Genomic DNA, 24,532 nt, shown 5'->3' on the forward strand with positions numbered 1-24,532 from the left:
GGATTCCTGTGGATATGTCCACCAGACGGATGTAGCTATCCCTGGGAAAAAACACCCATTATTGTCAGACTTATTTCGCGCAGAAAGACGCGTCTTTTTTTAACTCAAATCGGGTAATTTTGCGGCAGCGTTTTTCTCTATTCCGATAAGCGGCATCAAATTATCAACCGCAGAAGCGTAGTTAATCGCCGAACTCCAGCCGTCATATTCAGCCATTATTTTTGCGGAGGTGGCGGCCCAGACATCCTGTTCAACGCTGAGCAAATCGTTAATGCTCCGCTTGCTCAGGGTATATTCATTTTTATAGACATCGCGGGCGCGCAGGGCATTTTCCAGCTGCTGTTTTCCGGCTTCCATTCTCCCCCGGGCGCCGGTCCAGTCAGCCTGCGCGACGGAGGCTTTTTGCAGGACATCAAAGCGCGCCTGGTCGACCTGAGAGGAGGCCATAGCACGCGCCCCTTCAGCCTGACGCACGCGTGCGGAAACCGCGCCGCCCTGATAAAGCGGTGCGTCTATATTGAGCTGGATTTGGTCGTCCCAGTAAGAACGGTTGTCCGACTCATAGCGCGTACGTCCTCCCTTCAGGCTCAGGGTTGGCCAGTGCTGCGATTTTGCTGTTTCAACGCCATACTGGGCCGAGCGCTCCATGTTCTGTGCGGCCAATACCGTCGGTATCAACGAATAATCAATGCGGTTGAGGGAATCCGGCTCAACGGCGAGGTTCGCAGGGACAGGCGAATAGGTCTCAGCCTGCAGACCTGTGAGCACCGCGAGCCTTGCGCGGGCGCTGTTTAAGGCGGCGTTATACTGCGCCACGGTCGCCTGCATACCGGCAATGCGCGTGCGGGTCTGGAGTTCATCGGAGGTGGAACTTACGCCTGCATCCGCGCGCAGTTTCGCCAACTGCTCAACGTTTTTGAGCGCCTGGACGTTGTCTTTGGCAGCCTGTAAGAGATCGGAATAGCGTTTAACCTCCACGTAGCCGAGCGCCGTCTTTTCCGCCACGTCAGAGAGCGTGCTCATCAGCTGGTAGCGGTAGCTATCGCGCTGGGCTGAGGACTGGCTGATGCTGTTATTCGTCTTACCAAAATCGTACAACAGCTGCGTCAGGCTCACCCCCCAGGCCGCAGAATTCTTCAGCGATCCGCTTGAGTCGGTGGTCTGGCTATGCCCCGTACTGCCGTTCAGCGATATTTGCGGCATCCAGCCGCTGCGTGCCTCATCTATTTGTGCCTGACCAATACCTAATTGTGCGGCCTGCTGGCTAATAGACGGATCGCGATCGATAGCAAATAAAATGCTTTCTTTTAACGTTATCGCCGCCACCGGGGCCATCTGCATGTGGTCACTATTGGCGTACGCCATATTCATTGCGAGCGTAATTAATACGATTGTCGGTGTAAATTTGAGTGAAACGTTCTTTGGCAATACCGTCATTTTTATCTCCCTGACTCTGAGTGATACTTAAGCAATTACCCAAAAGGAGGTATAGATAATTAGACAAATATCTTCTTTAACTTCCCCACTGAATTTCAGGCAAAACTCCCCCGCATCCATTTCCATTGGAGATGAGATTGTTTCTTCTTATTTCGCATAAGAATTTACTTATTTATTTACTGGTTTGGAGCATAACAAAATGCGTTATAGGCAACTACACCCTCAATGTTAATGTGGTGTTACAAATAAGAAAAAACATGCAGGTTCTGGACAAAACGCGAAAAGTGGCCTTTCAAATGAAACATAAAAACCCACTGTTATTTAAAGAAAATTCCTAATTTCATTTGTGTACATTTTTGCGTTAATTTCCTGATGACTCAGACACAAAGATTTTCAAAGAAGTGTCAATTTAGGTAATCAGGCGAGCCTGGTCAATATTAAAACCCACATATAAAGTTATTATCAAAATAAAACACTAATCAATTTTATATAAGCGGAATTTAATCCCGGTTAATGGTTATACATTGGTTACATCATCCAAACTGATAAATAAAACATAACGATAACATCGTAGTCACTATTCCATACGGCTTCATTATATTCGCTTAATAAAATCTCAATAGTTACGCATATAAACTATCAGGTTTTCTTCCTGTTTTCGGCTAAACGCGCTCTTCCCTCCGCTCAAAATTGCTGTATTATGCGATTTATTGCGACATTTTGCAGGATTACCCCGTCATGCATAAAACTGCCCGTCAGAAGTACGTGCTCGATCTCATCATCGAGCAAGGCCAGGCCAGCATTACCGAGCTTGCTGAGAAACTGCAGGTTTCCGCAGATACCATTCGTCGCGACCTGACCGACCTGGAAAAACAGGGTCTGGCACAAAAGAACCACGGCGGTGCGATTGCGCTCGATCTCTCCGGCATGAATCGCCAGGGCAGAAATACCTTGCTGCCTGAAACAAAACAGCGGCTCGGTAAAGCGGTGGCGCAGCGCGTGCCGAGCGGTTCCACGTTGTTTCTCGATGCCGGGAGCACGGTGATGGCCGTCGCCACTTTCCTTCAGGGCCCCCTGAAAGTGATCACCACCTCACTGGATATCGCCCAACATTTCAGTGACCGGGACGATATCGAGCTGATCCTGCTCGGCGGACAGTGGGACCAGAAGCAGCGCCTGTTCGCCGGAAGCGCCACCCTGTCCCTGCTGTCCCGCTATCGCGCGGATATCGCCATTCTCGGGGCGTGTGCCATCCACGCGCAGCTTGGCTTAAGCGCGAGCAAAGAAGCGGATGCGGACGTTAAGCGGGCGATGCTCGCGGCAAGCCATGAGCACTGGATCGTCGCGGACCATATGAAATTAAACCACTGTGAACCCTGGCTGGTCGCCGGGGTAAGCGAAATTCATCAACTGTTTTTAGACAGGCCCTGGGCTGAACTTGGGGATACCGGCGCATTGCAGGTCACGGTTTGCGCGGAATAACGTGGAGAAGGTCATGAATAAAGCTAAGACAATCAATATTGCGCTGATCGGGTACGGATTTGTGGGTAAGACGTTCCACGCCCCGCTGATCCAGTCCATCGAAGGATTAACGCTTGCGGTCGTCTCTTCCCGTGATGAAGAGAAAGTGAAACGCGATCTGCCGAACGTACTGGTGGTCGCTACCCCGGAAGAAGCCATTCAACACCCGGATGTCGATCTGGTGGTGATTGCCTCCCCTAATGCCACCCACGCGCCGCTGGCAGCGCTTGCCCTCAACGCTGGCAAGCACGTGGTGGTGGATAAGCCATTCACCCTCGACATGCAGGAAGCCCGCGAGCTCATTGCCCTGGCGGATGAGAAACAGCGTCTGCTCTCCGTCTTCCACAACCGCCGCTGGGACAGCGATTTCCTCGGCATTAAGCAGGTGATTGAGGAAGGCCGCCTCGGCAAGGTGAAACTGTTTGAGTCACACATTGACCGATTCCGCCCGGAAGTGCGCGTGCGCTGGAGAGAGCAAAACGTTCCGGGCAGTGGCTTGTGGTTTGACCTTGGACCGCATCTGATCGACCAGACGCTGCAGCTTTTCGGGCTGCCACAGTCGGTTCAGGGCAATATCGCCACCCTGCGCGACGGTGCTGAAATTAACGACTGGGCGCACGTGGTCCTGAATTACCCTGAACATAAGGTGATTCTGCACGCCAGCATGCTTGTGGCGGGCGGTACGTCACGCTTTACCGTTCACGGCGATAAAGCCAGCGTGGTGAAGGCACGCATCGATCAGCAGGAAGCACAGCTGCTGGCGGGTGTTATTCCGGGCAGCGAAAGCTGGGGCGAAGACAGCGACGATATGGTGCTGTTTGATGCCGCCGGAGACGCGACGCGCCTGAAAACGCCGAAAGGCGATCAGCGTCAGTATTACATTAACGTGCGTGATGCGCTGACGGGCACAATCGGGAACCCGGTTCATCCGGTTGAAGCGCTGGCGGTGATGGCGGTGCTGGAAGCGGCGGTGAGGTCATCTGAAACAGGGACAACCCAGATGCTGGAATTGACAGCTGAAGAGCGTGCTCTGCTGCGTTAAAAAACAAGCCGGGTGGCGCGCTGCGCTTACCCGGCCTACGATACAGCGCTGTTTGTAGGCCCGTGCAAGCGTAGCGCCGCCGGGCAATAAGCTGGCTACAGGCGTTTTTTAGGCATCATGCGCAGCAGCGTATTATCTTTCCAGAAATAGTGATGCATCAGCGCCGCCGCCGCGTGCAGGCCAATCACGAAATACCCCAGATTGGCCAGCGTGACGTGCCACTCTTTCAGCACATCCACCAGGTCAAAATTCCCTTCCGCCGCATGCGGCATCGTCATGCCAAAGGCGAACCAGTCATTCCCGCGGTTGTACATCATCACGATACCGATCAGCGGCAACGCAATGAACAGCAGGTAAACGATCAGATGCCCCAGATGCGACATGCCGGTGATCATCGGTTTCGGCTTAGGCTGGATAGGCGGCGCCGGGTATTTAAGACGAATAAGCAGGCGCGCCACCATCAGCACGAGAATGGCGATCCCGCAGGAGACGTGAATCATGTTAATCAGTGGGCGATCGGTACGCGGAAAAAAGCCCCTGAATTCCATGGCGCAGTAAGCCACGATAACTAACAGAAACACCAGCCAGTGAATACCGATTTGCAGGCCTGTATATTTAGTGCGCATGTGATTTCCTGATGAATGACAAATACAGCGCCAACATAATCCGCTTTCCTTAAAAATTCATTAAGTTTTCTGTATGGATTTTCAAATACTTCCCCGCGCATGAAGCATCTTCAATTGCCGCCCTGCCCGTCATGGTCTAAGCCTGGATGAGTTCAAACTGTCGCATCGACACGTTTACAGGAGAACACCATGAGTAAAATTGGCATTAACGGATTTGGACGCATCGGACGCCTTGTACTTCGTCGCCTTCTTGAAACCCAGGACAGCAACACCGTCGTCGCCATCAACGACCTCACTTCGCCCAAAGTGCTGGCCTATCTGCTGAGGCATGACTCAAACTACGGTGGCTTCCCGTGGAGCGTGGATTTCACCGAAGACGCGCTGATTGTGGATGGCAAAACGATCGCGGTTTACGCCGAAAAAGAGGCCAAACATATTCCGTGGAAAACCGCGGGCGTGGATATCGTCGTTGAATGCACCGGTTTTTATACCTCTGAAGAGAAATCCAGAGCGCATCTGGATGCGGGTGCCAAAAAGGTGCTGATTTCCGCGCCTGCGGGTGAGATGAAAACCATTGTGTTTAACGTGAACGACGACACCATTGACGCCGGTGACACCATCATCTCCGTCGCCTCCTGCACTACCAACTGCCTCGCCCCGCTGGCAAAAGCCCTGCACGACGCCTTTGAAATAAAAGTCGGTACCATGACCACCATTCACGCCTATACCGGTACGCAGGCGCTGGTGGATGGCCCACGCGGGAAAGATCTTCGTGCCTCGCGCGCGGCAGCAGAGAACATCATTCCCCACACCACGGGCGCCGCGAAAGCCATTGGCCTGGTGATCCCTGCACTCAGCGGCAAGCTGAAAGGCCACGCCCAGCGCGTGCCGGTGAAAACGGGTTCGGTGACCGAGCTGGTGGCGATTCTGGGAAAAAAAGTGACCGTTGAGGAGATCAATACCGCGTTGAAAAAAGCGACCCAGGGCAATAAATCCTTCGGCTATACCGACGAAGAGATTGTGTCGTCGGATGTGATCGGCTCGCACTATGGTTCGGTGTTTGACGCCACGCAGACGGAGGTCAGCGAGGCTGGCGATCTGCAGCTGGTGAAAGCCGTGGCCTGGTACGACAACGAGTATGGCTTCGTGACGCAGCTGGTGCGTACGCTGGATAAATACGCCTCGCTGTAGCCTAAAATCCCCTCTCACCGGAGAGGGGATGTTCAGATTAAGACTGCAGGTAGACCACCTGCGTTTGCAGATATTCATTCAGACCATGCTTACCGTCGGCCCCACCAATCCCTGACTTGCGCCAGCCCGCGTGGAAGCCCTGCATCGCTTCAAAGTTCTCGCGGTTGATATAGGTTTCGCCAAATTTGAGCCCCTTGATGGCCTTCATGGCAACATTCAAATCCTGCGTATAAATAGAAGAGGTCAACCCGTAGTCGCTGTCGTTAGCCATCTTCAGCGCCTCTTCCAGCGTGTCAAACGCCACGACGGGCAGCACCGGACCAAAGGTCTCTTCATGCATGATGGCCATCTCCTGACGCACGTCCAGCAGCAGGGTTGGTGGATAGTAATATCCTTTGCCTTCAACCGCTTTACCGCCGAGCGCGACTCGCGCCCCTTCCTGTACCGCTCGCGCCACCTTCTGCTCCACGCGCTCAAGCGCGGCGGCATTAATCAACGGCCCCATCGCAATATCAGTGCGCTCTGCGGGATTACCAAACTGCACGGCTTTCATCGCCTCGCCCAGACGGTTGACGAAACGGTCGTAAATGCCTTTTTGCACGTAGACGCGTTCCGCGCAGTTGCAGACCTGCCCGGTGTTGATCACGCGGGAATCCACTATCGCTTTCACCGCCAGTTCCAAATCCGCATCGTCCATCACGATAGCGGGCGCTTTGCCGCCCAGCTCAAGCGCCACTTTGGTGATGTTTTTCGCCGCGGCGGCCATGATCTTTTCACCCGCCCCCACGCTGCCGGTCATGCTGACCATCGCCACCTTCGGATTGCCCGCCAGCTCCTGGCCCACGGTTTCACCGCGTCCCAGCACCAGGTTGAAGACCCCTTTAGGCAGGCCGATCGCATCGACAATTTTGGCGAACGCGATGGCGTTATTCGGCGTGAACTCGCTGGGTTTGATCACGATGGTATTGCCGGTAATCAGTGCCGGAGCGAGCTTGCGGGCAATCAGGAAGAACGGGAAGTTCCACGGCAAGATCCCGGTGGTCACGCCCAGGGCGCGTTTAAAGACCAGGATATTCTCTCCCGGACGGTCGCTCTGGACGATTTCGCCTTCGTAGCGGCGCGCCCATTCGGCCATATAGTCGATGTAGTCTGCGGTAAAGTTCACTTCAACTTCTGCCAGCTGCTGGATTTTGCCGCCCTCGGCGACAATCAGCGCGCTGATTTCACTGACGCGTTCGCGGATCCCGGCAGAGATTTTGCGCAGCCAGCCGGCGCGTTCGATGGCGGGTAAAGCTTCCCAGCCAGGCTGGGCACGCTCAGCGGCGTCGATGGCCTTGCGCGCATCTTCAGCACGGCCATCGGGAATACGGGAAATGACCTCTTCTGTGGCCGGGTTGATCACATCAATCCAGGCATCACCCTGCCAGGCAACAAACTGTCCATCGATATACATAGGATGTTGTACGGGTACCGTCATGACCTGCTCCTGTAATTACACTGTTTTTGACAAGTAAATGCATTGTTAAAAACTATAATTCCAGGGACGATTTCCTATCCTATGAGGCTGTTTTTGTGAGATATCTCAAAAAAGAAACGGGTCAGCCAATTTATACAATCACAAATCGGCAACATTAAATGCCCGTTTGCGTAAAACCTGGCGCAAACGGGCAGAGGGCTAGAGCAGAGAACGGCTGACCAGCGCGTCGGTGAGGATGGCGTCATTACGCAGAAGGGTCCACGCGTTCTCCACCTCGTCAGGAATGTCCACGTGCGCAATGAAGTCACGCCCCGCCGGGCCGTAGCCGTTAATGTCGTCCCGCAGGCGCGGCAGTTCCCCCAGCACCAGCGACAGATAGCGCTCCACCGGCCAGAGTCCTTCGCTAGCGCCGCTAAACGCCAGGCCGTCTTCACTGTTTTGCAGCACCGGCGTCACGCCGGGATGGCTAATCCACTCCGGCGAAACGGCCTCTTCCCGGCAAACGCGAGCAAAGGTCGCCATCGTGCGGCGCTGCATAGTCGGGTCCTGTACCACGAGGACGCGCCCGGCGTTCAGACCCTTTTGCTTCATCATATGCCAGCTAAACCGGGCGTTCTCGCCGCAGTTCGTTGACTGATCGTCTATCAGGATTTTGTCTGCCGGAATATTCCAGAACTCACGCGCGATATCGGCGAGGATTGCCGCCTCGGCCCGTCCGGTCGTGGGAAGGGTGTTGTAACGCGGATGTTTCGCCACCGCGGCATAAAGGAAGGTGGTTGAGTGCCCGATACCGCCGCTGATCAGCAGGGGGATGGCCTGTTCGGCCGCTATTTTACAGGCGGCATCGATTGTAGGGATGACCGCATTCCCTGCAAGGATCACGGCATCAACAGGCTGACTGCGGCGATCGTCCTGCGCAAGCCACGAGCCGACGGTGTTGACGGCATTAAGCGTCGAGCCGGGTAGAGAAGGAAAAAGTGCCAGTGTCATCGTTACCTCCTTACAGCGTTTACGTTCAGAGTACTGCACGCGTCACGGCTGAACAGGGGATCACTCCTAAAGCCAAAACGCCTGTCACTCTGCATTTTCTGGTATTTTTTTGAAATAACCAGAAACATCCAAAAACAATTGGGTTGCACCTGCATGTTATGCTTTTGATTATCCGGCATACAAAACATCATGCCAGTCAAACCGCATGTCAAAGCACCAGTCGCTGCTAATTTCACCGTGATCTGACCAGTATAGCCCGCCCTTTGCTTGCCAAACGCCCTATCCAACCCTAAGTTGCTTAACAATTTCACAACCTTTTTATTACTGCGGGTTGCACCTGAAGCGCGCCAGGTGACACCGCATTCATCCTCTCTGTGGCGGAGCTTCAGATCATGACACAACATGAAAGTACAACGACGGTTTTACGCAAAAACAAAAAGGTTTTAATTGCCAGCCTCACCGGCAGCTCCATTGAATGGTTTGACTATTTTCTCTATGGCACCGCCGCCGCGCTGGTGTTTAACAAGATTTTCTTTCCGATGGTCGACCCGGTAATCGGGCTGATCCTCTCTTATCTCTCGTTCTCGCTGACCTTTTTTATCCGCCCCATTGGCGGTGTTCTCTTCGCCCACATCGGGGACCGTATCGGGCGCAAAAAAACGCTGGTGCTGACGCTGTCATTAATGGGAGGTGCAACCGTCACGATCGGCCTGCTCCCCACCTACGACATGATTGGCATGTGGGCACCCGCCCTGCTGATCCTGATGCGCATCATTCAGGGCATGGGCATTGGCGGTGAATGGGGCGGCGCGCTGCTGCTGGCCTACGAATACGCGCCTGAAAAACGCAAAGGCTTTTTCGGCAGCATTCCGCAGGCGGGCGTCACCATCGGCATGCTGATGGCGACCTTTATTGTCTCGCTGATGACGCTGTTCAGTGAGGACGATTTCCTCTCCTGGGGATGGCGCATCCCGTTCCTGCTCAGCTCAATTCTGGTCTTGATCGGGCTGTGGATCCGTAAGGACATCGACGAGACGCCTGATTTCCAGAAGGTAAAACAATCGGGCCAGGTGGCGAAAGCGCCCCTGCGCGATACCCTGAAACACCACTGGCGTGAAGTGTTGATTGCTGCCGGTCTGAAGGTCGTCGAAACCGCCCCGTTCTATATCTTCTCGACGTTTGTGGTGAGCTATGCCACCACCACGCTGACGTACCAAAAATCTCAGGCGCTGGAAGCCGTGACCCTGGGCGCGCTGGTTGCCACCATTATGATCCCGTTGATGGGGCTGCTCTCCGATAAAATAGGTCGTCAGCGCATGTATACGGTCAGCGTCTTCGTGCTCGGCTTGTTTATCGTCCCGTGGTTTATGCTGCTCAATACCGGCACGACCTGGGGCATTGTCCTCGCCACCGTCATCGCGTTTGGCGTGCTCTGGGCGCCGGTAACGGCGGTACTCGGCACACTGTGCTCTGAAATTTTCAGTGCCAACGTGCGCTACACCGGCATCACCCTCGGGTATCAGTTAGGTGCCGCGCTGGCAGGCGGTACCGCCCCGCTGATCGCCACCGGTCTGCTGGCGAAATACGACGGCGACTGGGTGCCGGTAGCCTGGTATCTGGCGGTGACGGTCGTTATCTCGCTGATCGCCATTTTCTGCGCCAGCCGGGTCAAACCAACTCCCGCCGTCCAGGCACAACCTGACCACATCTGACCTTTCAGCGGCCCTTCCCGGGCCGCTCTTTTTGTTCAAGCGTCCTCTCAACATTTGATTAACATGCGATAATCATATTCACTTGAATTATGTTTTGCGGCAGACGTAGAATCGCGTGCCCGTTAATTCTTCAATTTTTTCAAAGGTAAACAACGTTATGCGCCTGCCCGAACGCGATCCTTATGCTCCTCGCGAGTGGCAGCCACACGAGAAACCCGCTCTGCTGGGTTCGCCTTCCACGCCGGAGCACAGCACGCCCAAACGGATTGCCTACGGCATCGTAGGCCTGCTGGTCTGCCTGACGGGAGCCCTGGGAAATGCGGTCGTCACCGCCAATCTACAAAACCTTCAGGGCACCTTCGGCGCCTGGTCAACCGAAATCGCCTGGCTGCCCGCCGTGTATGTGATGACCAACGTTTCCATCAACCTGCTGCTGGTGAAATTCCGTCAGCAGTACGGTCTGCGCGCCTTTACGGAAGGTTTTCTGGTGCTGTATGTGCTGGTGACCTTTTTCCACCTTTTCGTGAACGATCTCAGCTCCGCGCTGATGGTGCGCGCCGCCCACGGCATGGTCGCTGCCGCGCTGAGCTCACTGGGTATTTACTACCAGATCCAGGCGTGGCCCGCGAAGCATCGCCTGAAAGCGCTGACGATTGGCATCACCGGCTCGTCACTGGCAATCCCGCTGGCGCGCCTGTTTTCTACGGAACTGTTGCAGCTTGACGAGTGGCGCGGGCTTTACTTCTTCGAACTGGGTCTGGCCCTGATCTCGCTTGCCTGCGTGATGGCGCTGAAGCTGCCGCCGGGTGACAGGCGAAAAGTGTTCGAGAAAAAAGATTTCATCACCTTCTTTTTGCTGGCGCCCGGCGTGGCGCTGCTGTGCGCAGTTCTGTCCCTGGGCCGTCTGGACTGGTGGTTCGAAGCCCCCTGGATCGGCTGGTCGCTGGCGCTCTCGCTGGTGCTGATTGTCTCCGCCATTGTGTTCGAACATAACCGCAGCAACCCGCTACTGAACACCCGCTGGCTTTCGAGCGGCAGCATCGTCCGTTTAGGGCTGATCATGCTGCTGATCCGCATCGTACTGGCCGAGCAAAACACCGGGGTCATCGGCTGGCTGCAGTACGTGGGGTTACAGAACGAGCAGATGACCCACCTGGCGTGGTCCATTTTCGCCGGGATTGTCTGCGGGATCGTCACCAGCTGTCTTACCATCAAGCCGACAAAACTGGCGTGGCCAATCATCACCTCGCTGGCGCTGATGATTATCGCCTCGCTGCTGGACAGCCAGTCCAACAGTCTGACCCGGCCGGATCAGCTGATGTTAAGCCAGTTCCTGCTCGGCTTCGGCAGCGCCTTCTTCCTGGCACCCGCGATGCTGGCAGCCATCGGTGGGGTCATCGCCGACCCGCGCAATCTGGTCAGCTTCTCGGTGATGTTTGGCATGAGCCAGAACATTGGCGGCCTGCTGGGTTCCGCTATTCTCGGCACCTTTCAGACCTGGCGCGAGAAGTACCACTCCAGCCTGCTGGCCGACCAGCTCACCACGCTGAACCCGCTGGTGAATGAACGCATTCAGGCTTACACCCAGATGTACCAAAGCCTGATCGGCGACAGCGCGCTTTTGGGAACGCAGGCGATTACGCAGCTGCAAACCGTCACCACCCTGGAAGCAAACATTCTGGCTTACAACGATACTTACCTGCTGACGGCGAGCATTGCCGCCGCCACGCTGGTCTGGATTTTATGGCGCCTGTTGCGCCTGCGCATCACTGCCCGTATGGCGCTGAAGAACGCCACCGGCAACAAATAATTGAACTATTTCTGGAGAGTTTATGAGTCAGCAGGATGCCGCCAAAGAGCAGGCCAACACCCGCAAAAATGTGCGCATTGTTTCCGTATTCACCGCCGCCGCCATCGGTATTGTCGGGGTGCTGGTGATCCTGTACGCGTGGCAGCTGCCGCCGTTCACCCGCCACGCACAGTTTACCGACAACGCCTACGTGCGCGGCCAGACGACGTTTATCAGCCCCCAGGTGAATGGGTATATCACCGAGGTGAACGTTCAGGACTTTGTGCAGGTTAAAAAAGGCGAGGTGCTGTTTCAGATCGACGATCGTATTTATCGACAGCGCGTCCATCAGGCCGAGGCGCAGCTGGCGATGAAAATTGCCGCGCTCAATAACAACCTGCAGCAGCGTAAAAGCGCCGAAGCGACGATCGCCAAAAACGACGCGGCGCTGAAAAATGCCCGCGCCCAGAGCCTGAAAACGCAGGCAGATTTAAAGCGCGTGAAGGATCTGACGGCAGACGGTTCCCTTTCCATTCGCGAGCGCGACGCGGCGCTCGCCAGCGCGGCTCAGGGCAGCGCGGATATCGATCAGGCCAAAGCGACGCTTGAGATGTCGCGTCAGGATCTGCAGACGGTCATCGTCAACCGTGGTGCGCTGGAGGCGGATGTTGAAAACGCGAAAGCAGCGCTGGAGCTGGCGCAGATTGACCTGCAAAACACCCGCATTATCGCCCCGCGCGACGGTCAGCTCGGCCAGATTGCCGTACGTCTGGGCGCTTATGTCACCGCCGGGACGCACCTCACCACGCTGGTTCCGCCGCAGCACTGGGTGATCGCTAATATCAAAGAGACGCAGCTGGCAGAGCTACGCGTCGGACAGCCGGTAAAATTCACCGTCGATGCCCTGAACGACAAAGCGTATCAGGGCCGCGTGGAGAGTATCTCACCGGCGACGGGCGTGGAGTTCAGCGCCATCACGCCGGATAACGCCACGGGTAACTTTGTTAAAATCGCGCAGCGCATTCCGGTGCGCATTGAAGTGCTCGGGAAACCGGAAGAGTACAAGCTGCTGCGCCCCGGCATGTCGGTGCAGGTGACGATTGATACGCGGGAGGCGAAGCAATGACCCTTCGTCCACTAGCCAGCCTGGTCGTGGCGGTGATGCTGGCCGGATGCCAGTCGGTTGAAGTTGAACCTGCAACATCGTCACTACAGATCCCCGCCCAGTGGCGCGCCGCGTCGGGGCCGAACAGCCCGGCGGAACAGCTCTGGTGGCGAAATTTCCACGACAATAACCTGAACCGCTACGTGGACCAGGCGCTGAAAAACAACAGCGACGTCCTGATTGCCCGCGAGCGGATTAATGAGTATCAGGCGCGAGTTTATGCTGCGGACGGCAGCCTGTTCCCGTCCCTTGATGCGGGCGTAACGGGCACGCGCGCCCGCTCACAGTCTGCCGCGACCGGGCTGCCGGTCTACGGGACGTTGTACAAAGGGAGTCTGACCGCCAGCTACGACGTTGATATCTGGGGCGTCAATCGCAGCACCGCCAATGCCGCCGAGGCGTCGCTGGAGGCGCAAAAAGCCGCTGCCGTCGCCGCGGATTTAACCGTTGCGTCGTCGGTAGCTGCCGGGTATATCACCCTTCTCTCGCTTGACGAACAGTTGCGCGTGACCCAGTCCACGCTAAAATCACGCGAAGAGGCATTTAACCTCGCGAAGCGTCAGTTTGAGACGGGCTATAGCTCGCGTCTGGAGCTCATGCAGTCCGACTCCGAATTGCGTTCTACACGGGCGCAGGTTCCACTGTTGCAGCATCAAATTACGCAGCAGGAAAACGCGCTAAGCCTCCTGCTCGGGAGTAATCCAGGCGATGTGGCCCGCAGTGAAAACTTCGACCTACTGACGCCGCTGAAGCTGCCGTCACAGCTGCCATCCACGCTGTTAAACCGCCGCCCGGACATCGTTCAGGCTGAACGTCAGCTGGTGGCGGCAGATGCGACGCTTGCCGCGTCACGCGCCAGCCTGCTGCCGTCGATCAACCTGACCGCAACCGGATCGGTCCAGGATCGCACCCTGTCAGGCTTACTGGATAACCCACTCCAGCTGTGGAGCGTTGGCGGCAGTATTCTTGCGCCGCTGCTGAACCGTCAGGCGCTGAATGCGCAGGTGGATATTTCCCAGTCCCAGCGTAATCAGGCGCTATACAGCTACGAAAAAGCCGTGCGTAACGCATTTGCTGAGGTGAATGACAGCCTTGATGCCATTACGCGCTATCAGGAACAGCTGACGGAGCTGCTTGCCCAGCAGGATGTGGCGCAGGAGACGCTGCGCATTGCGCAGAATCGCTATCGCAACGGTTATTCATCTTATCTGGACGTGCTGGACGCGCAGCGTACATTGTTCTCGGTGCAGACCAGCGTGGTACAGGTGAAAAATAACCTGCTGCTGGCGCAAATTGATTTGTATAAAGCGCTGGGTGGCGGTTGGGTCAGTGCCTGAAAACCTGCCCGGTGGCGCTGCGCTTACCGGGCCTACATTTCGCCCCGTAGGCCGGGTAAGGCGCAGCCGCCACCCGGCAATCCCTCTCAAGGAGTCAATCTATGCAACAACAGTGGTCTGCAGTAGATAATTACATGATTTCTTCGCTTATTCCTGATGATGATGTACTGAGTCAGGTACTGGAAAACAACAAACGCGCCGGGCTACCCGAGCACGATGTGGCCGCCAATCAGGGGCAATTGCTGGCGCTGTTCGTACGCATGACGCAGGCAAGACGCATTCTTGAGATCGGTACGCTGGGTGCCTATAGCTCAATCTGGATGGCGCGCGCCCTGCCGCCGGATGGGAAGCTGATTACGCTCGAGGCTGACCCGACGCATGCCGATGTTGCCCGCCAGAATATTCACCTCGCGGGGCTAACCGATCGTATTCAATTAATTGAAGGCCCGGCGCTGAACTCGCTGGAGAATTTCGGTGACGTTCCACCGTTCGACCTGATCTTTATTGATGCCGATAAGCCCAACAATCCCGGCTATCTGGAGTGGGCGCTGCACTATTCCCGCCCCGGCACGGTAATCATTGGCGATAACGTGGTGCGCGACGGCGAGGTCATTAACGGGCAAAGCGACGACGCGCGCGTGCTGGGTGTGCGTCGTTTCATCGAGATGATTGGGGATAACCCGCGCTTAACCGCCACCGCGCTGCAAACGGTGGGGATTAAGGGATGGGATGGGTTTACGTTGGCGATTGTAGAACGATAACCAGCCGGGTGGCGGCTACGCCTTACCCGGCCTACATATTCTCCCGTAGGCCCGGTAAGCGCAGCGCCACCGGGCAAGGTTTTTAAGCGGAAATCTGCTCCATCGCCTGCAGGATACGCTTATCCGAAATCGGATACGGCGTACCGAGCTGCTGGGCAAAGAAGCTGACGCGCAGCTCCTCGATCATCCAGCGGATCGCCTGAACGTCTTCATCGTCGCGGCGCGCGGGCGGCAGCTTGTTCAGCCACTGCTGCCATGCCTGCTGCACGCTTTCCACTTTCAGCATCTGAACGCGGTCGCGGTGCGGATCGATGGCCATTTTTTCCAGACGTTTCTCAATCGCCTGCAGATAGCGCAGGGTATCGCCCAGACGGTTGAAGCCGTTGCCGGTGACAAAACCACGGTAGACCAGCCCCGCCATCTGCGCCTTCACGTCCGAAAGCCCCAGCGCCATGGTCATATCCACGCGCCCTTTCAGGCGTTTGTTGATATTGAACACGGCGGTGAGGATCTGCTCGACCTGTTTGGCAATCTCTACCACGGTGTCGTTCAGCTCGGCGCGCACCTTTTCATGAAGCTGTGCAAAGCCCTCTTCCGTCCAGACCGGACCGCCCGCCTCGTGGATCAGCTTGTCCACGCCGCAGGAGATGCAGTCGTCAATCAGATCCAGAACCTTGCCGTACGGGTTAAAGTACAGCCCCAGCTTGGCTTTGTTCGGCAGCTTCTCGTGCAGATACTTGATTGGCGACGGGATGTTCAGCAGCAGCAGGCGACGCAGCCCGCGCCACATCATCTGCTGCTGTTCCTGCGGGTTATCAAAGAGCTTGATCGCCACGCTGTCGCGCTCGTCCACCAGCGCCGGCCAGGCTTTGACCTTATAGTTACCGCGCTTCTGCTCGTAGCTTTCCGGAAGCTGACCAAAGCTCCAGATATGCAGCCCGCTCTGCTCGATGCCATCGTCCGCCACCGCAGAGAGCGTTTCCTGAACTTTGCCCTTCAGAGCATCCTTCAGCTCTGTTAGCGAACGGCCTTCCTGCAGCTTTCTGTTTTTGTCGTCCACCACGCGGAAGCTGATTTTCAGGTGATCGGGCACCTGATCCCAGTTCCAGTCTTCGCGGTCGATGGTAGTGCCGGTCATGCGTCGGAACTCGCGCTCGAGCGCGTCCAGCAGCGGCATTTCCAGCGGCGTGACGCGGCCTAAAAACGCTTCCGCGTAGTTGGGCGCAGGCACAAAGTTACGGCGCACCGGCTTAGGCAAGGATTTGATCAGCGCAATCACCAGCTCGCGACGCAGGCCAGGAATTTGCCACTCAAACCCGCTCTCTTCCACCTGGTTCAGCAGCGGCAGCGGAATGTGGACGGTCACGCCGTCCGCGTCAGTCCCCGGCTCAAACTGATAGGTCAACCGCAGCTTGAGGTTGCCCTGATGCCAGAAGTTCGGGTAGTCGAGTTTGCTGACCGACTCCGCCCCCTCTTTAATCAGCATGCTCTTTTCGAAGTTGAGCAGGTCCGGCGTCTCTTTACTGGCCTTTTTCCACCAGCTGTCGAAGTGGCGGGCGGAGATAACATCGTGGCTGATGCGCTGGTCGTAAAACTCAAACAGCGCCTCGTCGTCCACCAGAATATCGCGGCGGCGGGACTTGTGCTCAAGCTCCTCCACTTCGGCGCGCAGCTTCAGGTTTTCACGGAAGAACGCGTGGCGGGTCTGCCAGTCGCCCTCCACCAGCGCGTGGCGGATAAACAGCTCGCGGCTGAGCGCCGGGTCAATCTGGCTGTAGTTCACCTTACGCGCGGCAACCACCGGCAGGCCATAGACAGTCACTTTCTCGGTCGCCATTACCGCGCCCTGCGCGCGCTCCCAGTGCGGTTCACTGTACGAGCGTTTCAGCAGGTGCTGCGCCACCGGCTCGACCCATTCCGGATCGATACGCGCGGCAATGCGCCCCCACAGGCGGCTGGTTTCTACCAGCTCGGCAACCATGGTCCACTTCGGCGGTTTCTTGAACAGGCCGGAACCCGGGAAGATGGAGAAACGGGCGTTGCGCGCGCCGGTATACTCCTGCTTTTCGGCATCCTTCATGCCAATGTGGGACAGCAGGCCGGTCAGCAGCGCGATATGAATCTCGCGGTACTCAGCAGGCTCGCTGTTAACCGGAATGCCCAGCTCTTTCACCACCTGGCGCAGCTGGGTGTAGATGTCCTGCCACTCGCGCACGCGCAGGTAGTTGAGGAAATCCACGCGGCACTGGCGGCGGAACTGGTTCGAGGAGAGCGCTTTCTGCTGCTCGCCGAGATAGTTCCACAGGTTTACGAAGGCGAGGAAATCGGACTCTTTGTCGTGGAAGCGACGGTGCTTTTCGTCAGACGCCTGCTGCTTGTCCATCGGACGCTCGCGCGGGTCCTGAATGGAGAGCGCCGAGGTTATGATCATCGCCTCGCGCACGCAGCCGTGCTTTTGCGCTTCCAGCACCATACGCGCCAGACGCGGATCGACCGGCAGCTGGCTGAGCTGGCGGCCCAGCGGCGTTAGCTTGTAGACCGTGGCCTGCTCGTCGGTGGTAATCGCGCCCAGCTCTTCCAGCAGACGTACGCCGTCCTGAATGTTGCGTTTGTCCGGCGCTTCAACGAACGGGAACGCCGCGATGTCGCCCAGCCCCAGCGCGGTCATCTGCAGGATAACGGACGCCAGGTTGGTTCGCAGAATTTCCGGGTCGGTAAATTCCGGGCGCGACAGGAAATCGTCTTCGGAATAGAGACGAATACAGATCCCTTCCGACACGCGGCCGCAGCGGCCTTTACGCTGGTTGGCGGATGCCTGAGAGACTGGCTCAATCGGCAGACGCTGGACCTTGGTGCGGTAGCTGTAGCGGCTGATGCGCGCCGTGCCCGGATCAATCACGTATTTGATGCCCGGCACGGTCAGCGAGGTTTCCGCCACGTTAGTTGCCAGCACGATGCGGCGTCCGCCGTGAGGCTGGAACACACGGTTCTGCTCGCTGTTTGACAGGCGCGCGTAAAGCGGCAGGATCTCGGTGTGGCGCAGGTCGCGCTTGCTGAGCGCATCTGCGGTATCGCGGATTTCGCGCTCGCCGCTCATGAAGATCAGGATGTCGCCCGCGCTTTCGTTACCCAGCTCGTCAACGGCATCAAAAATGGCCTGAAGCTGGTCGCGTTCGGTATCATCCGCCTCTTCCACAATCGGGCGATAGCGCACCTCTACCGGATAGGTGCGGCCCGAGACTTCAATAATCGGCGCGTTGTTGAAATGCTTCGAGAAGCGCTCCGGGTCGATGGTCGCGGAGGTGATGATGATTTTCAGATCCGGGCGACGCGGCAGCAGCTCTTTCAGATAGCCGAGCAGGAAGTCGATGTTCAGGCTGCGTTCATGCGCCTCATCGATGATGATGGTGTCGTACTGCATCAGCAGGCGATCCTGCTGGATTTCCGCCAGCAGAATACCGTCGGTCATCAGCTTGACCATGGTGTTATCACTAACGTGGTCGCTGAATCGCACCTTATAACCAATGCAGCCGCCCGGCTCTGTTTGCAGCTCTTCGGCAATACGGTTTGCCACGGTACGCGCCGCCAGACGACGCGGCTGGGTGTGGCCAATCAGCCCTTTTAGCCCTCGCCCAAGCTCCATACAGATTTTCGGCAGCTGGGTGGTTTTACCCGAACCGGTTTCCCCCGCGACAATGACCACCTGGTGGTCGCGGACGGCCTCAAGGATGTCCTGTTTTTTCTGACTGACGGGCAGGTTTTCCGGGTAGGTGATCGCCGGGCGTGCGGCTTCACGCAGCGCAACTTTCCCTGCCGCCTGTTCAATCTCTTTCGCCATCTCCTGGTAAATGGCCTGTTGTGCATCAGGATTTTTAACCTTCTTCACCCCGTGCAGACGGCGGGCAAAGCGCTGTTTATCGCGCAGCATCAGGGAATCAAGCTGTTGCAGGAGCATCGGGAAGGTTAATTTTTGTTGTTCTGTCATAGCGTTAAAGGGCTGTACACGCCCTGATAAACTCTCTTTTTAATGATTGCTATAGAGTACCACATTGACGCCTTTCGCGCCTTATTCAAAAAATTCGAACATAGACTTCGATATATTGCGCTATCTCTGTGGCAGGATTGTGAATAGAGTGTCAACAAGCAACGGGGCAACCCCCTTCAATCAAATGCAACAACAGGAATCACCCATGAGCAAAGTATTAGTTTTGAAATCCAGTATTCTGGCAGGGTACTCACAGTCTGGTCAGCTGTCTGATTACTTCGTTGAACAGTGGCGTGAACAGCATTCTGCTGACGAAATCACCGTGCGTGACCTGGCTGCAAACCCGATTCCTGTGCTGGACGGCGAGCTGGTTGGCGCGCTGCGTCCAAGCGATGCACCACTGACTCCGCGTCAGCAGGAAGCCCTGGCGCTGTCTGATGAACTGATTGCAGAACTGCAGGCGCATGACGTTATCGTCATCAACGCCCCAATGTACAACTTCAACATCCCTACCCAGCTGAAGAACTACTTCGACCTGGTAGCGCGTGCTGGCGTGACCTTCCGTTACACCGAAAACGGCCCTGAAGGTCTGGTGAAAGGCAAGCGTGCGGTTGTACTGACCAGCCGTGGCGGTATTCACAAAGATACCCCAACCGATCTGGTTGCGCCGTACCTGACCCTCTTCCTGGGCTTCATCGGTATCACCGACGTGAACTTCGTGTTCGCTGAAGGTATCGCCTACGGTCCTGAAGTGGCGACCAAAGCGCAGACCGATGCGAAAGCAGCCATCGACGGCTTCGTCGCAGCCTAAGAATTCCCCCTCTCACCGCCCGGTGGGAGGGTTTTTCTTTTCCTCCGCTTTTCGTTATCATCCGCTCCCACTCTCCAGCCGGGCGGCCTGATGTCTGTAATCGTCGATAATTTTATTGCCCCACCTTGTCTCGATGAGATTGACATTCTCTGGCAGGACGAGCACCTGCTGCTAATCAATAAACCTTCCGGCCTGCTTAGCCTGTCGGGCAAAAACCCGCAAAACCTGGATTCCGTTCATTACCGTCTGGTGCAAAACTTCCCGGGCTGCACGTTGGTGCATCGCCTTGATTTTGGCACGTCCGGTTTAATGGTGATTGCGCGTAATAAAGCGATTAACGCCGCGCTTTGTCATCAGTTCAGCCAGCGCGCCGTGAAGAAGGTGTATAACGCCCTGCTTTGCGGGCATGTTGAAAATGACGAAGGGGTGATTGACGCGCCGATTGCCAAAGACCCGGCGCTGTTTCCGCTGATGTCGATTTGCGCCGTCACGGGCAAACCGGCGCGCTCCCGCTACCGGGTTATCGAACGTTTTTATCAGGCGACGGGCTTACCGTTGACGCGGGTTGCGCTCACGCCGGAGACGGGGCGAACCCATCAGCTGCGTATTCACTGCCAGCAGTTGGGTCACCCTATTTTGGGCTGCGATTTATATGGCGGCCTTGAATGGCCGGGCGCCGAAACGACGCCGCGGCTGATGCTGCACGCCAGCGGGCTGGATTTTGTGCATCCGGTGAGCGGCGAGACGATTAACGCCCGACACGCTGCTCCGTTTTAGACAGGGTTTACCACATCAAATCGTCAGGGATTTTGAAGTCCGCGTACGGATCGTCTTCATCCTGCTCTTCCTGGCTCAGCGTGCTGTTCAACACAATGCTGTCGGCATCGCGTTGGGCAATTTTGTCGGCCACCACCGCCGGAATGATCGCGTAGTCGCAGTCACCGTTAGCATTGAGCACCAGGCGCGCAATCGCCAGACGGCCATTGATCAGTTGGGTCTGCGTTTGCTTATCGACGTCGATTTTTTTGATCAGATTGCCGTCCGTGAAGTTGAAGGTGATGTTGCCCCTTGAAACGGTGATGCGGTTCATCTCAATCAGCTGCTTCACCTGGGCTTTAAACTCTTTCGCCAGCACGGCCTGCTTCTGCTGTTCGCTCAGCTGCTTGTCGCGCTCAAGCTGCGCTTTCTTGTTCTCTTCGACCGCTTCACGGGCCTCACGCGCCTGAACGCGTGATTTCTTTGCCGTGCGCTGCACTTTCGCCGCTTTTTTGCTGCTGACCAGGCCCGCTTTCAGCATCTGCTCTTGTAAGGTGAGTTTTGTCATGATTGTTTCTAAACCGGTTGGAAATTTTGGGGATTATAGCGGGAATTGAACGGAAATAAAAAATCCCTCTCCCCTGCAGTCGGTAAACGACAAGGGCAAAGTGCATGTCACAGACATATTGCGAGCTTCGCCCGGCGGCGCTGCGCTTGCACGGGCCTACAAACGACGCTGAACCGTAGGCTGGGTAAGCGCAGCGCCACCCGGCAAGAAGTCAGCAACACCTTAAGCATTACACTTCATGAACTTCCCTCATGTTGCATTGAAATTAAGTCACTTCCCCTCTGCCACTGGCTCAGGCATAAATTATGCATTGATAACTTCCTGGCAACATGAACTTAGGATGCATAACCACAATGAGTAAAGCTTTTACATTTAGCCTTAAGCGCAGTTGCTTCGATGAAAATTACAACCCGTCCGAAAATACGCGTACCACCACCAACTTTGCCAACCTGGCGCGCGGGGAAAAGCGTCAGGAGAACCTGCGCAATACGCTGGTGATGATCAACAACCGCTTCAACGCCCTGGCGCGCTGGGATAACCCAAAAGCCGATCGCTATGCCGTTGAGCTTGAAATTATTTCCGTTGATATGAACGTCGATGGCGATAATAGCTTCCCGGCCATAGAAATATTGCAGACGTTCATTGTCGACAAGCAAACCCATGAGCGCATCGAAGGCATTGTCGGGAATAACTTCTCTTCCTACGTGCGTGACTATGACTTCAGCGTATTGCTGCTCGAACATAATAAAGATCGCTCAACGTTCAGCATCCCGGAGAACTTTGGGGAATTGCACGGCAACATCTTCAAGCACTTCACCCACTCTGCTGAATACAGAGAAAACTTCAAAAAACCGCCGGTGATCTGCCTGAGTGTCTCAAGCAAAGATACCTACCATCGTACGGGCAACACGCACCCTGTATTGGGGATTGAGTACCAGCCGGACGGTACATCTCTGACTGAACAATACTTTGGCAAGATGGGCCTGAAGGTGCGTTATTTCATGCCTGAGAACAGCGCTGCGCCTTTTGCGTTTTATTATTCCGGTGATTTGCTGGCGGATTATACGAATCTTGAACTGATTGGAACGATCAGCACCATGGAAACATTCCAGAAAATTTACCGTCCTGAAATTTATAATGCGAACTCGACCGCCGGACAGTGCTATCAGCCGGATCTGAATCAGCAGGATCATTCATTAACGAAAATTGTTTATGACCGTGAAGAGCGCAGCCAGTTAGCAATTCAACAGGGCAAATTTACGGAAGAACAGTTTATTAAGCCTTACAAACAACGTCTTGAGCAGTGGTCTCATAACTTCACGCTTTAATTAACCGATAATAAAGGTCTTCTATTATGAAAACATTGCTCCCGACATCAACGGCTGGCAGCTTACCTAAGCCAACCTGGCTAGCACAACCTGAAACGCTGTGGTCACCGTGGAAACTTCAGGATGATGAATTACTGGCGGGTAAACAGGATGCGCTGCGTTTATCCCTCGACGAACAGCTCCGCGCGGGCATTGATATCGTCAGCGACGGCGAGCAGACCCGCCAGCACTTTGTTACCACCTTTATTGAGCACCTGAGCGGCGTCGATTTTGAGAACCGCCAGACGGTGCGCATTCGCAACCGCTATGACGCGAGCGTGCCGACCGTGGTTTCAGCCGTTGCGCGTCAAAAGCCGGTATTCCTGGACGATGCGAAGTACCTGCGCCAGCTGACGGACAAGCCGATCAAATGGGCGCTGCCGGGCCCGATGACCATGATCGACACGCTTTACGACGCCCATTACAAAAGCCGCGAAAAGCTGGCCTGGGAATTTGCCAAAATTCTCAACCAGGAAGCGCGCGAGCTGGAAGCCGCAGGCGTCGATATTATCCAGTTTGATGAGCCGGCATTTAACGTCTTTTTTGACGAGGTGAACGACTGGGGTATCGCCGCGCTGGAGCGCGCCGTTGAAGGGCTGAAATGCGAAACCGCGGTACACATCTGCTACGGATACGGCATCAAGGCTAATACCGACTGGAAAAAGACGCTCGGCTCCGAGTGGCGACAGTACGAAGAGGCTTTCCCTAAGCTGCAGACCTCAAACATCGACATCATTTCGCTGGAGTGCCACAACTCGCGCGTGCCGATGGATCTGCTGGAGCTGATCCGCGGCAAAAAAGTGATGGTGGGCGCGATTGACGTGGCGACGAACCATATCGAAACACCGGAGGAAGTCGCCGATACGCTGCGTAAAGCGCTGCAGTTTGTCGATGCCGACAAGCTTTATCCGTCTACCAACTGCGGAATGGCTCCCCTTTCCCGTCAGGTTGCTAACGGCAAGCTGAGGGCACTGAGCGCGGGCGCAGAGATCGTTCGCCGTGAGCTAACCCTCTAACGCTCACGCTGCCAGTACGGCGGCGTGCCGAACCGCTCTACGTAATAATCAATCACCGCCCTGACGTTAAGGGGCGGATGACGCGCGTTCGGGTAGATCGCCGCAATGGTCTGCGGCTCGGTGTTGATCGAACACTCATGATCCGGCAGAAGCGACACCAGCTCGCCGCTGTTTAACCTTTCGCTCACCAGCCAGTCGGGGAACAGCACGATCCCCATTCCGCCCAGCGCGGCAATCAGCAGCGTTTCGGCGTTGTTGGAGGTCATCAGCGGCGCAATGGGATAGTGAACCCACGCCGCATTTGGACGGCGAATGAGCCAGCGGTTAGGCCCGGACGATCCGCGATAGACAAGGCAGCTGTGATGCGCAAAATCCTCCGGCTTCTCAGGCACGCCGTGCTTTTGCAGATAGGACGGCGATGCCGCCAGATGATACCACTGCTGCCCGAGCACCCGCGCGTGAAACGAAGAGTCCGTCAGCGTGCCGATGCGGAACAACACGTCGGCGGCGTCCCGGTGAGGGTCGATAAAGTCGTCGGTGAGGGTCAAATCAAGATTGAGCCGGGGGTAGCGCGCCGACAGCCCCGCCAGGCCAGGGGCTACGTGCCGCTGTCCAAAAAATACCGGGCAGTTAATGCGAATGAGCCCAGTTGGCTCGATGGATCGCTCATCCAGCTCCCGGCGCGCCTCGTCAAGACTTCCTGCCATCGCCCGGGCGTAGCGGATAAAGAGATGCCCGCTTTCCGTCGGGATCACGGCCCGCGTATTGCGATAAAAAAGCTGCTGGCCGAGCGCGTCCTCAAGCTGGTGGATCACGCGTGAAACCTGCGAGGCGGAGATCCCTTCCCGCCGCGCAACCACGGAGAAATTCTGCGATTCATAAACCGCGATAAAGATCAGCAGCGCGCGAATGCTGATATTTCCGGCATCGATCATTAGTGCATTTCCTGCAATGGTGTTTCCTGCATTATGGCATTTTTCT

At 56.1% G+C, this 24,532-nt stretch carries 19 protein-coding genes; 12 read left to right on the forward strand and 7 right to left on the reverse strand.

Annotated features, from left to right (window positions below; all coding sequences use genetic code 11):
- Positions 1–99: 99 nt before the first annotated feature.
- The gene (locus AC2T6E_RS02545; protein ID WP_108417019.1) at positions 100–1,437 is read right to left on the reverse strand and encodes a TolC family outer membrane protein; all 1,338 of its coding nucleotides are present in this window, start codon (positions 1,435–1,437) and stop codon (positions 100–102) included.
- A gap of 738 nt (positions 1,438–2,175) precedes the next feature.
- On the opposite strand from AC2T6E_RS02545, the gene AC2T6E_RS02550 reads away from it, so the two are divergent.
- Positions 2,176–2,919 (forward strand): DeoR/GlpR family DNA-binding transcription regulator, encoded by a 744-nt coding sequence (locus tag AC2T6E_RS02550; protein ID WP_120158106.1) that lies wholly within the window; start codon positions 2,176–2,178, stop codon positions 2,917–2,919.
- 13 nt (positions 2,920–2,932) lie between these two features.
- Complete coding sequence (locus tag AC2T6E_RS02555) at positions 2,933–4,000, forward strand: oxidoreductase (RefSeq protein WP_278435858.1); 1,068 nt, start codon at positions 2,933–2,935, stop codon at positions 3,998–4,000.
- A 95-nt stretch (positions 4,001–4,095) separates the two neighbouring features.
- Here the strand turns inward: AC2T6E_RS02555 and cybB are convergent, their stop codons facing one another.
- Positions 4,096–4,626 carry a cytochrome b561 gene (gene cybB / locus AC2T6E_RS02560; RefSeq protein ID WP_337256103.1) on the reverse strand — a complete coding sequence of 177 codons (531 nt, stop codon included), beginning with the start codon at positions 4,624–4,626 and terminating at the stop codon, positions 4,096–4,098.
- A 189-nt stretch (positions 4,627–4,815) separates the two neighbouring features.
- On the opposite strand from cybB, the gene gap reads away from it, so the two are divergent.
- Complete coding sequence (gap, locus tag AC2T6E_RS02565) at positions 4,816–5,817, forward strand: type I glyceraldehyde-3-phosphate dehydrogenase (protein WP_126816463.1); 1,002 nt, start codon at positions 4,816–4,818, stop codon at positions 5,815–5,817.
- Positions 5,818–5,854: 37 nt separating this feature from the next.
- On the opposite strand, the gene aldA is transcribed toward gap, so the two are convergent.
- Together aldA and AC2T6E_RS02575 are read right to left on the reverse strand one after the other, a co-directional pair.
- Positions 5,855–7,294, reverse strand: coding sequence for an aldehyde dehydrogenase (gene aldA, locus AC2T6E_RS02570; RefSeq protein WP_316382840.1), 1,440 nt, complete (start codon positions 7,292–7,294; stop codon positions 5,855–5,857).
- A 198-nt stretch (positions 7,295–7,492) separates the two neighbouring features.
- Positions 7,493–8,284, reverse strand: coding sequence for a YdcF family protein (locus AC2T6E_RS02575; RefSeq protein WP_120158102.1), 792 nt, complete (start codon positions 8,282–8,284; stop codon positions 7,493–7,495).
- 392 nt (positions 8,285–8,676) lie between these two features.
- On the opposite strand from AC2T6E_RS02575, the gene AC2T6E_RS02580 reads away from it, so the two are divergent.
- The 5 genes from AC2T6E_RS02580 (at position 8,677) to AC2T6E_RS02600 (ending at position 15,048) form a co-directional block, all read left to right on the forward strand.
- On the forward strand, positions 8,677–9,996 hold the full coding sequence (locus AC2T6E_RS02580; RefSeq protein WP_486690446.1) for an MFS transporter: 1,320 nt from the start codon (positions 8,677–8,679) through the stop codon (positions 9,994–9,996).
- 157 nt (positions 9,997–10,153) lie between these two features.
- The gene (locus AC2T6E_RS02585; RefSeq protein ID WP_316382834.1) at positions 10,154–11,806 is read left to right on the forward strand and encodes an MFS transporter; all 1,653 of its coding nucleotides are present in this window, start codon (positions 10,154–10,156) and stop codon (positions 11,804–11,806) included.
- A gap of 22 nt (positions 11,807–11,828) precedes the next feature.
- Positions 11,829–12,911 (forward strand): HlyD family secretion protein, encoded by a 1,083-nt coding sequence (locus tag AC2T6E_RS02590; RefSeq protein WP_108417011.1) that lies wholly within the window; start codon positions 11,829–11,831, stop codon positions 12,909–12,911.
- Positions 12,908–14,287 (forward strand): efflux transporter outer membrane subunit, encoded by a 1,380-nt coding sequence (locus tag AC2T6E_RS02595; RefSeq protein ID WP_486690449.1) that lies wholly within the window; start codon positions 12,908–12,910, stop codon positions 14,285–14,287. Before AC2T6E_RS02590 ends, AC2T6E_RS02595 begins: the two co-directional genes overlap by 4 nt.
- A 101-nt stretch (positions 14,288–14,388) precedes the next feature.
- The gene (locus AC2T6E_RS02600) at positions 14,389–15,048 is read left to right on the forward strand and encodes an O-methyltransferase (RefSeq protein WP_486690451.1); all 660 of its coding nucleotides are present in this window, start codon (positions 14,389–14,391) and stop codon (positions 15,046–15,048) included.
- Between the two features lie 82 nt (positions 15,049–15,130).
- Here AC2T6E_RS02600 and hrpA read toward each other — a convergent pair whose 3' ends face one another.
- Positions 15,131–19,033, reverse strand: a complete 3,903-nt coding sequence (hrpA, locus tag AC2T6E_RS02605; protein ID WP_486690453.1) for an ATP-dependent RNA helicase HrpA — start codon at positions 19,031–19,033, stop codon at positions 15,131–15,133.
- A 205-nt stretch (positions 19,034–19,238) separates the two neighbouring features.
- Between hrpA and azoR the strand changes: the two genes are divergently transcribed.
- Positions 19,239–19,844, forward strand: coding sequence for an FMN-dependent NADH-azoreductase (gene azoR / locus AC2T6E_RS02610; RefSeq protein ID WP_010430882.1), 606 nt, complete (start codon positions 19,239–19,241; stop codon positions 19,842–19,844).
- A gap of 90 nt (positions 19,845–19,934) precedes the next feature.
- Positions 19,935–20,621: an RluA family pseudouridine synthase gene (locus AC2T6E_RS02615; protein WP_316382826.1), complete on the forward strand. Its 687-nt coding sequence runs from the start codon at positions 19,935–19,937 to the stop codon at positions 20,619–20,621.
- A 7-nt stretch (positions 20,622–20,628) separates the two neighbouring features.
- On the opposite strand, the gene AC2T6E_RS02620 is transcribed toward AC2T6E_RS02615, so the two are convergent.
- Complete coding sequence (locus tag AC2T6E_RS02620) at positions 20,629–21,168, reverse strand: DUF2058 domain-containing protein (protein ID WP_470297344.1); 540 nt, start codon at positions 21,166–21,168, stop codon at positions 20,629–20,631.
- 353 nt (positions 21,169–21,521) lie between these two features.
- On the opposite strand from AC2T6E_RS02620, the gene AC2T6E_RS02625 reads away from it, so the two are divergent.
- Positions 21,522–22,496, forward strand: coding sequence for a DUF1852 domain-containing protein (locus AC2T6E_RS02625; RefSeq protein WP_212473898.1), 975 nt, complete (start codon positions 21,522–21,524; stop codon positions 22,494–22,496).
- Between the two features lie 26 nt (positions 22,497–22,522).
- A complete protein-coding gene (locus AC2T6E_RS02630; protein WP_211445711.1) occupies positions 22,523–23,551 on the forward strand; it encodes a methionine synthase in 1,029 nt (342 codons plus the stop codon).
- Here AC2T6E_RS02630 and AC2T6E_RS02635 read toward each other — a convergent pair.
- Entirely contained in the window at positions 23,548–24,486 is a 939-nt protein-coding gene (locus tag AC2T6E_RS02635) for a LysR family transcriptional regulator (RefSeq protein WP_486690457.1), read from the reverse strand. The genes AC2T6E_RS02630 and AC2T6E_RS02635 overlap by 4 nt on opposite strands.
- Positions 24,487–24,532 lie beyond the last annotated feature (46 nt).

Source organism: Enterobacter sp. B79-1, from assembly GCF_057444735.1.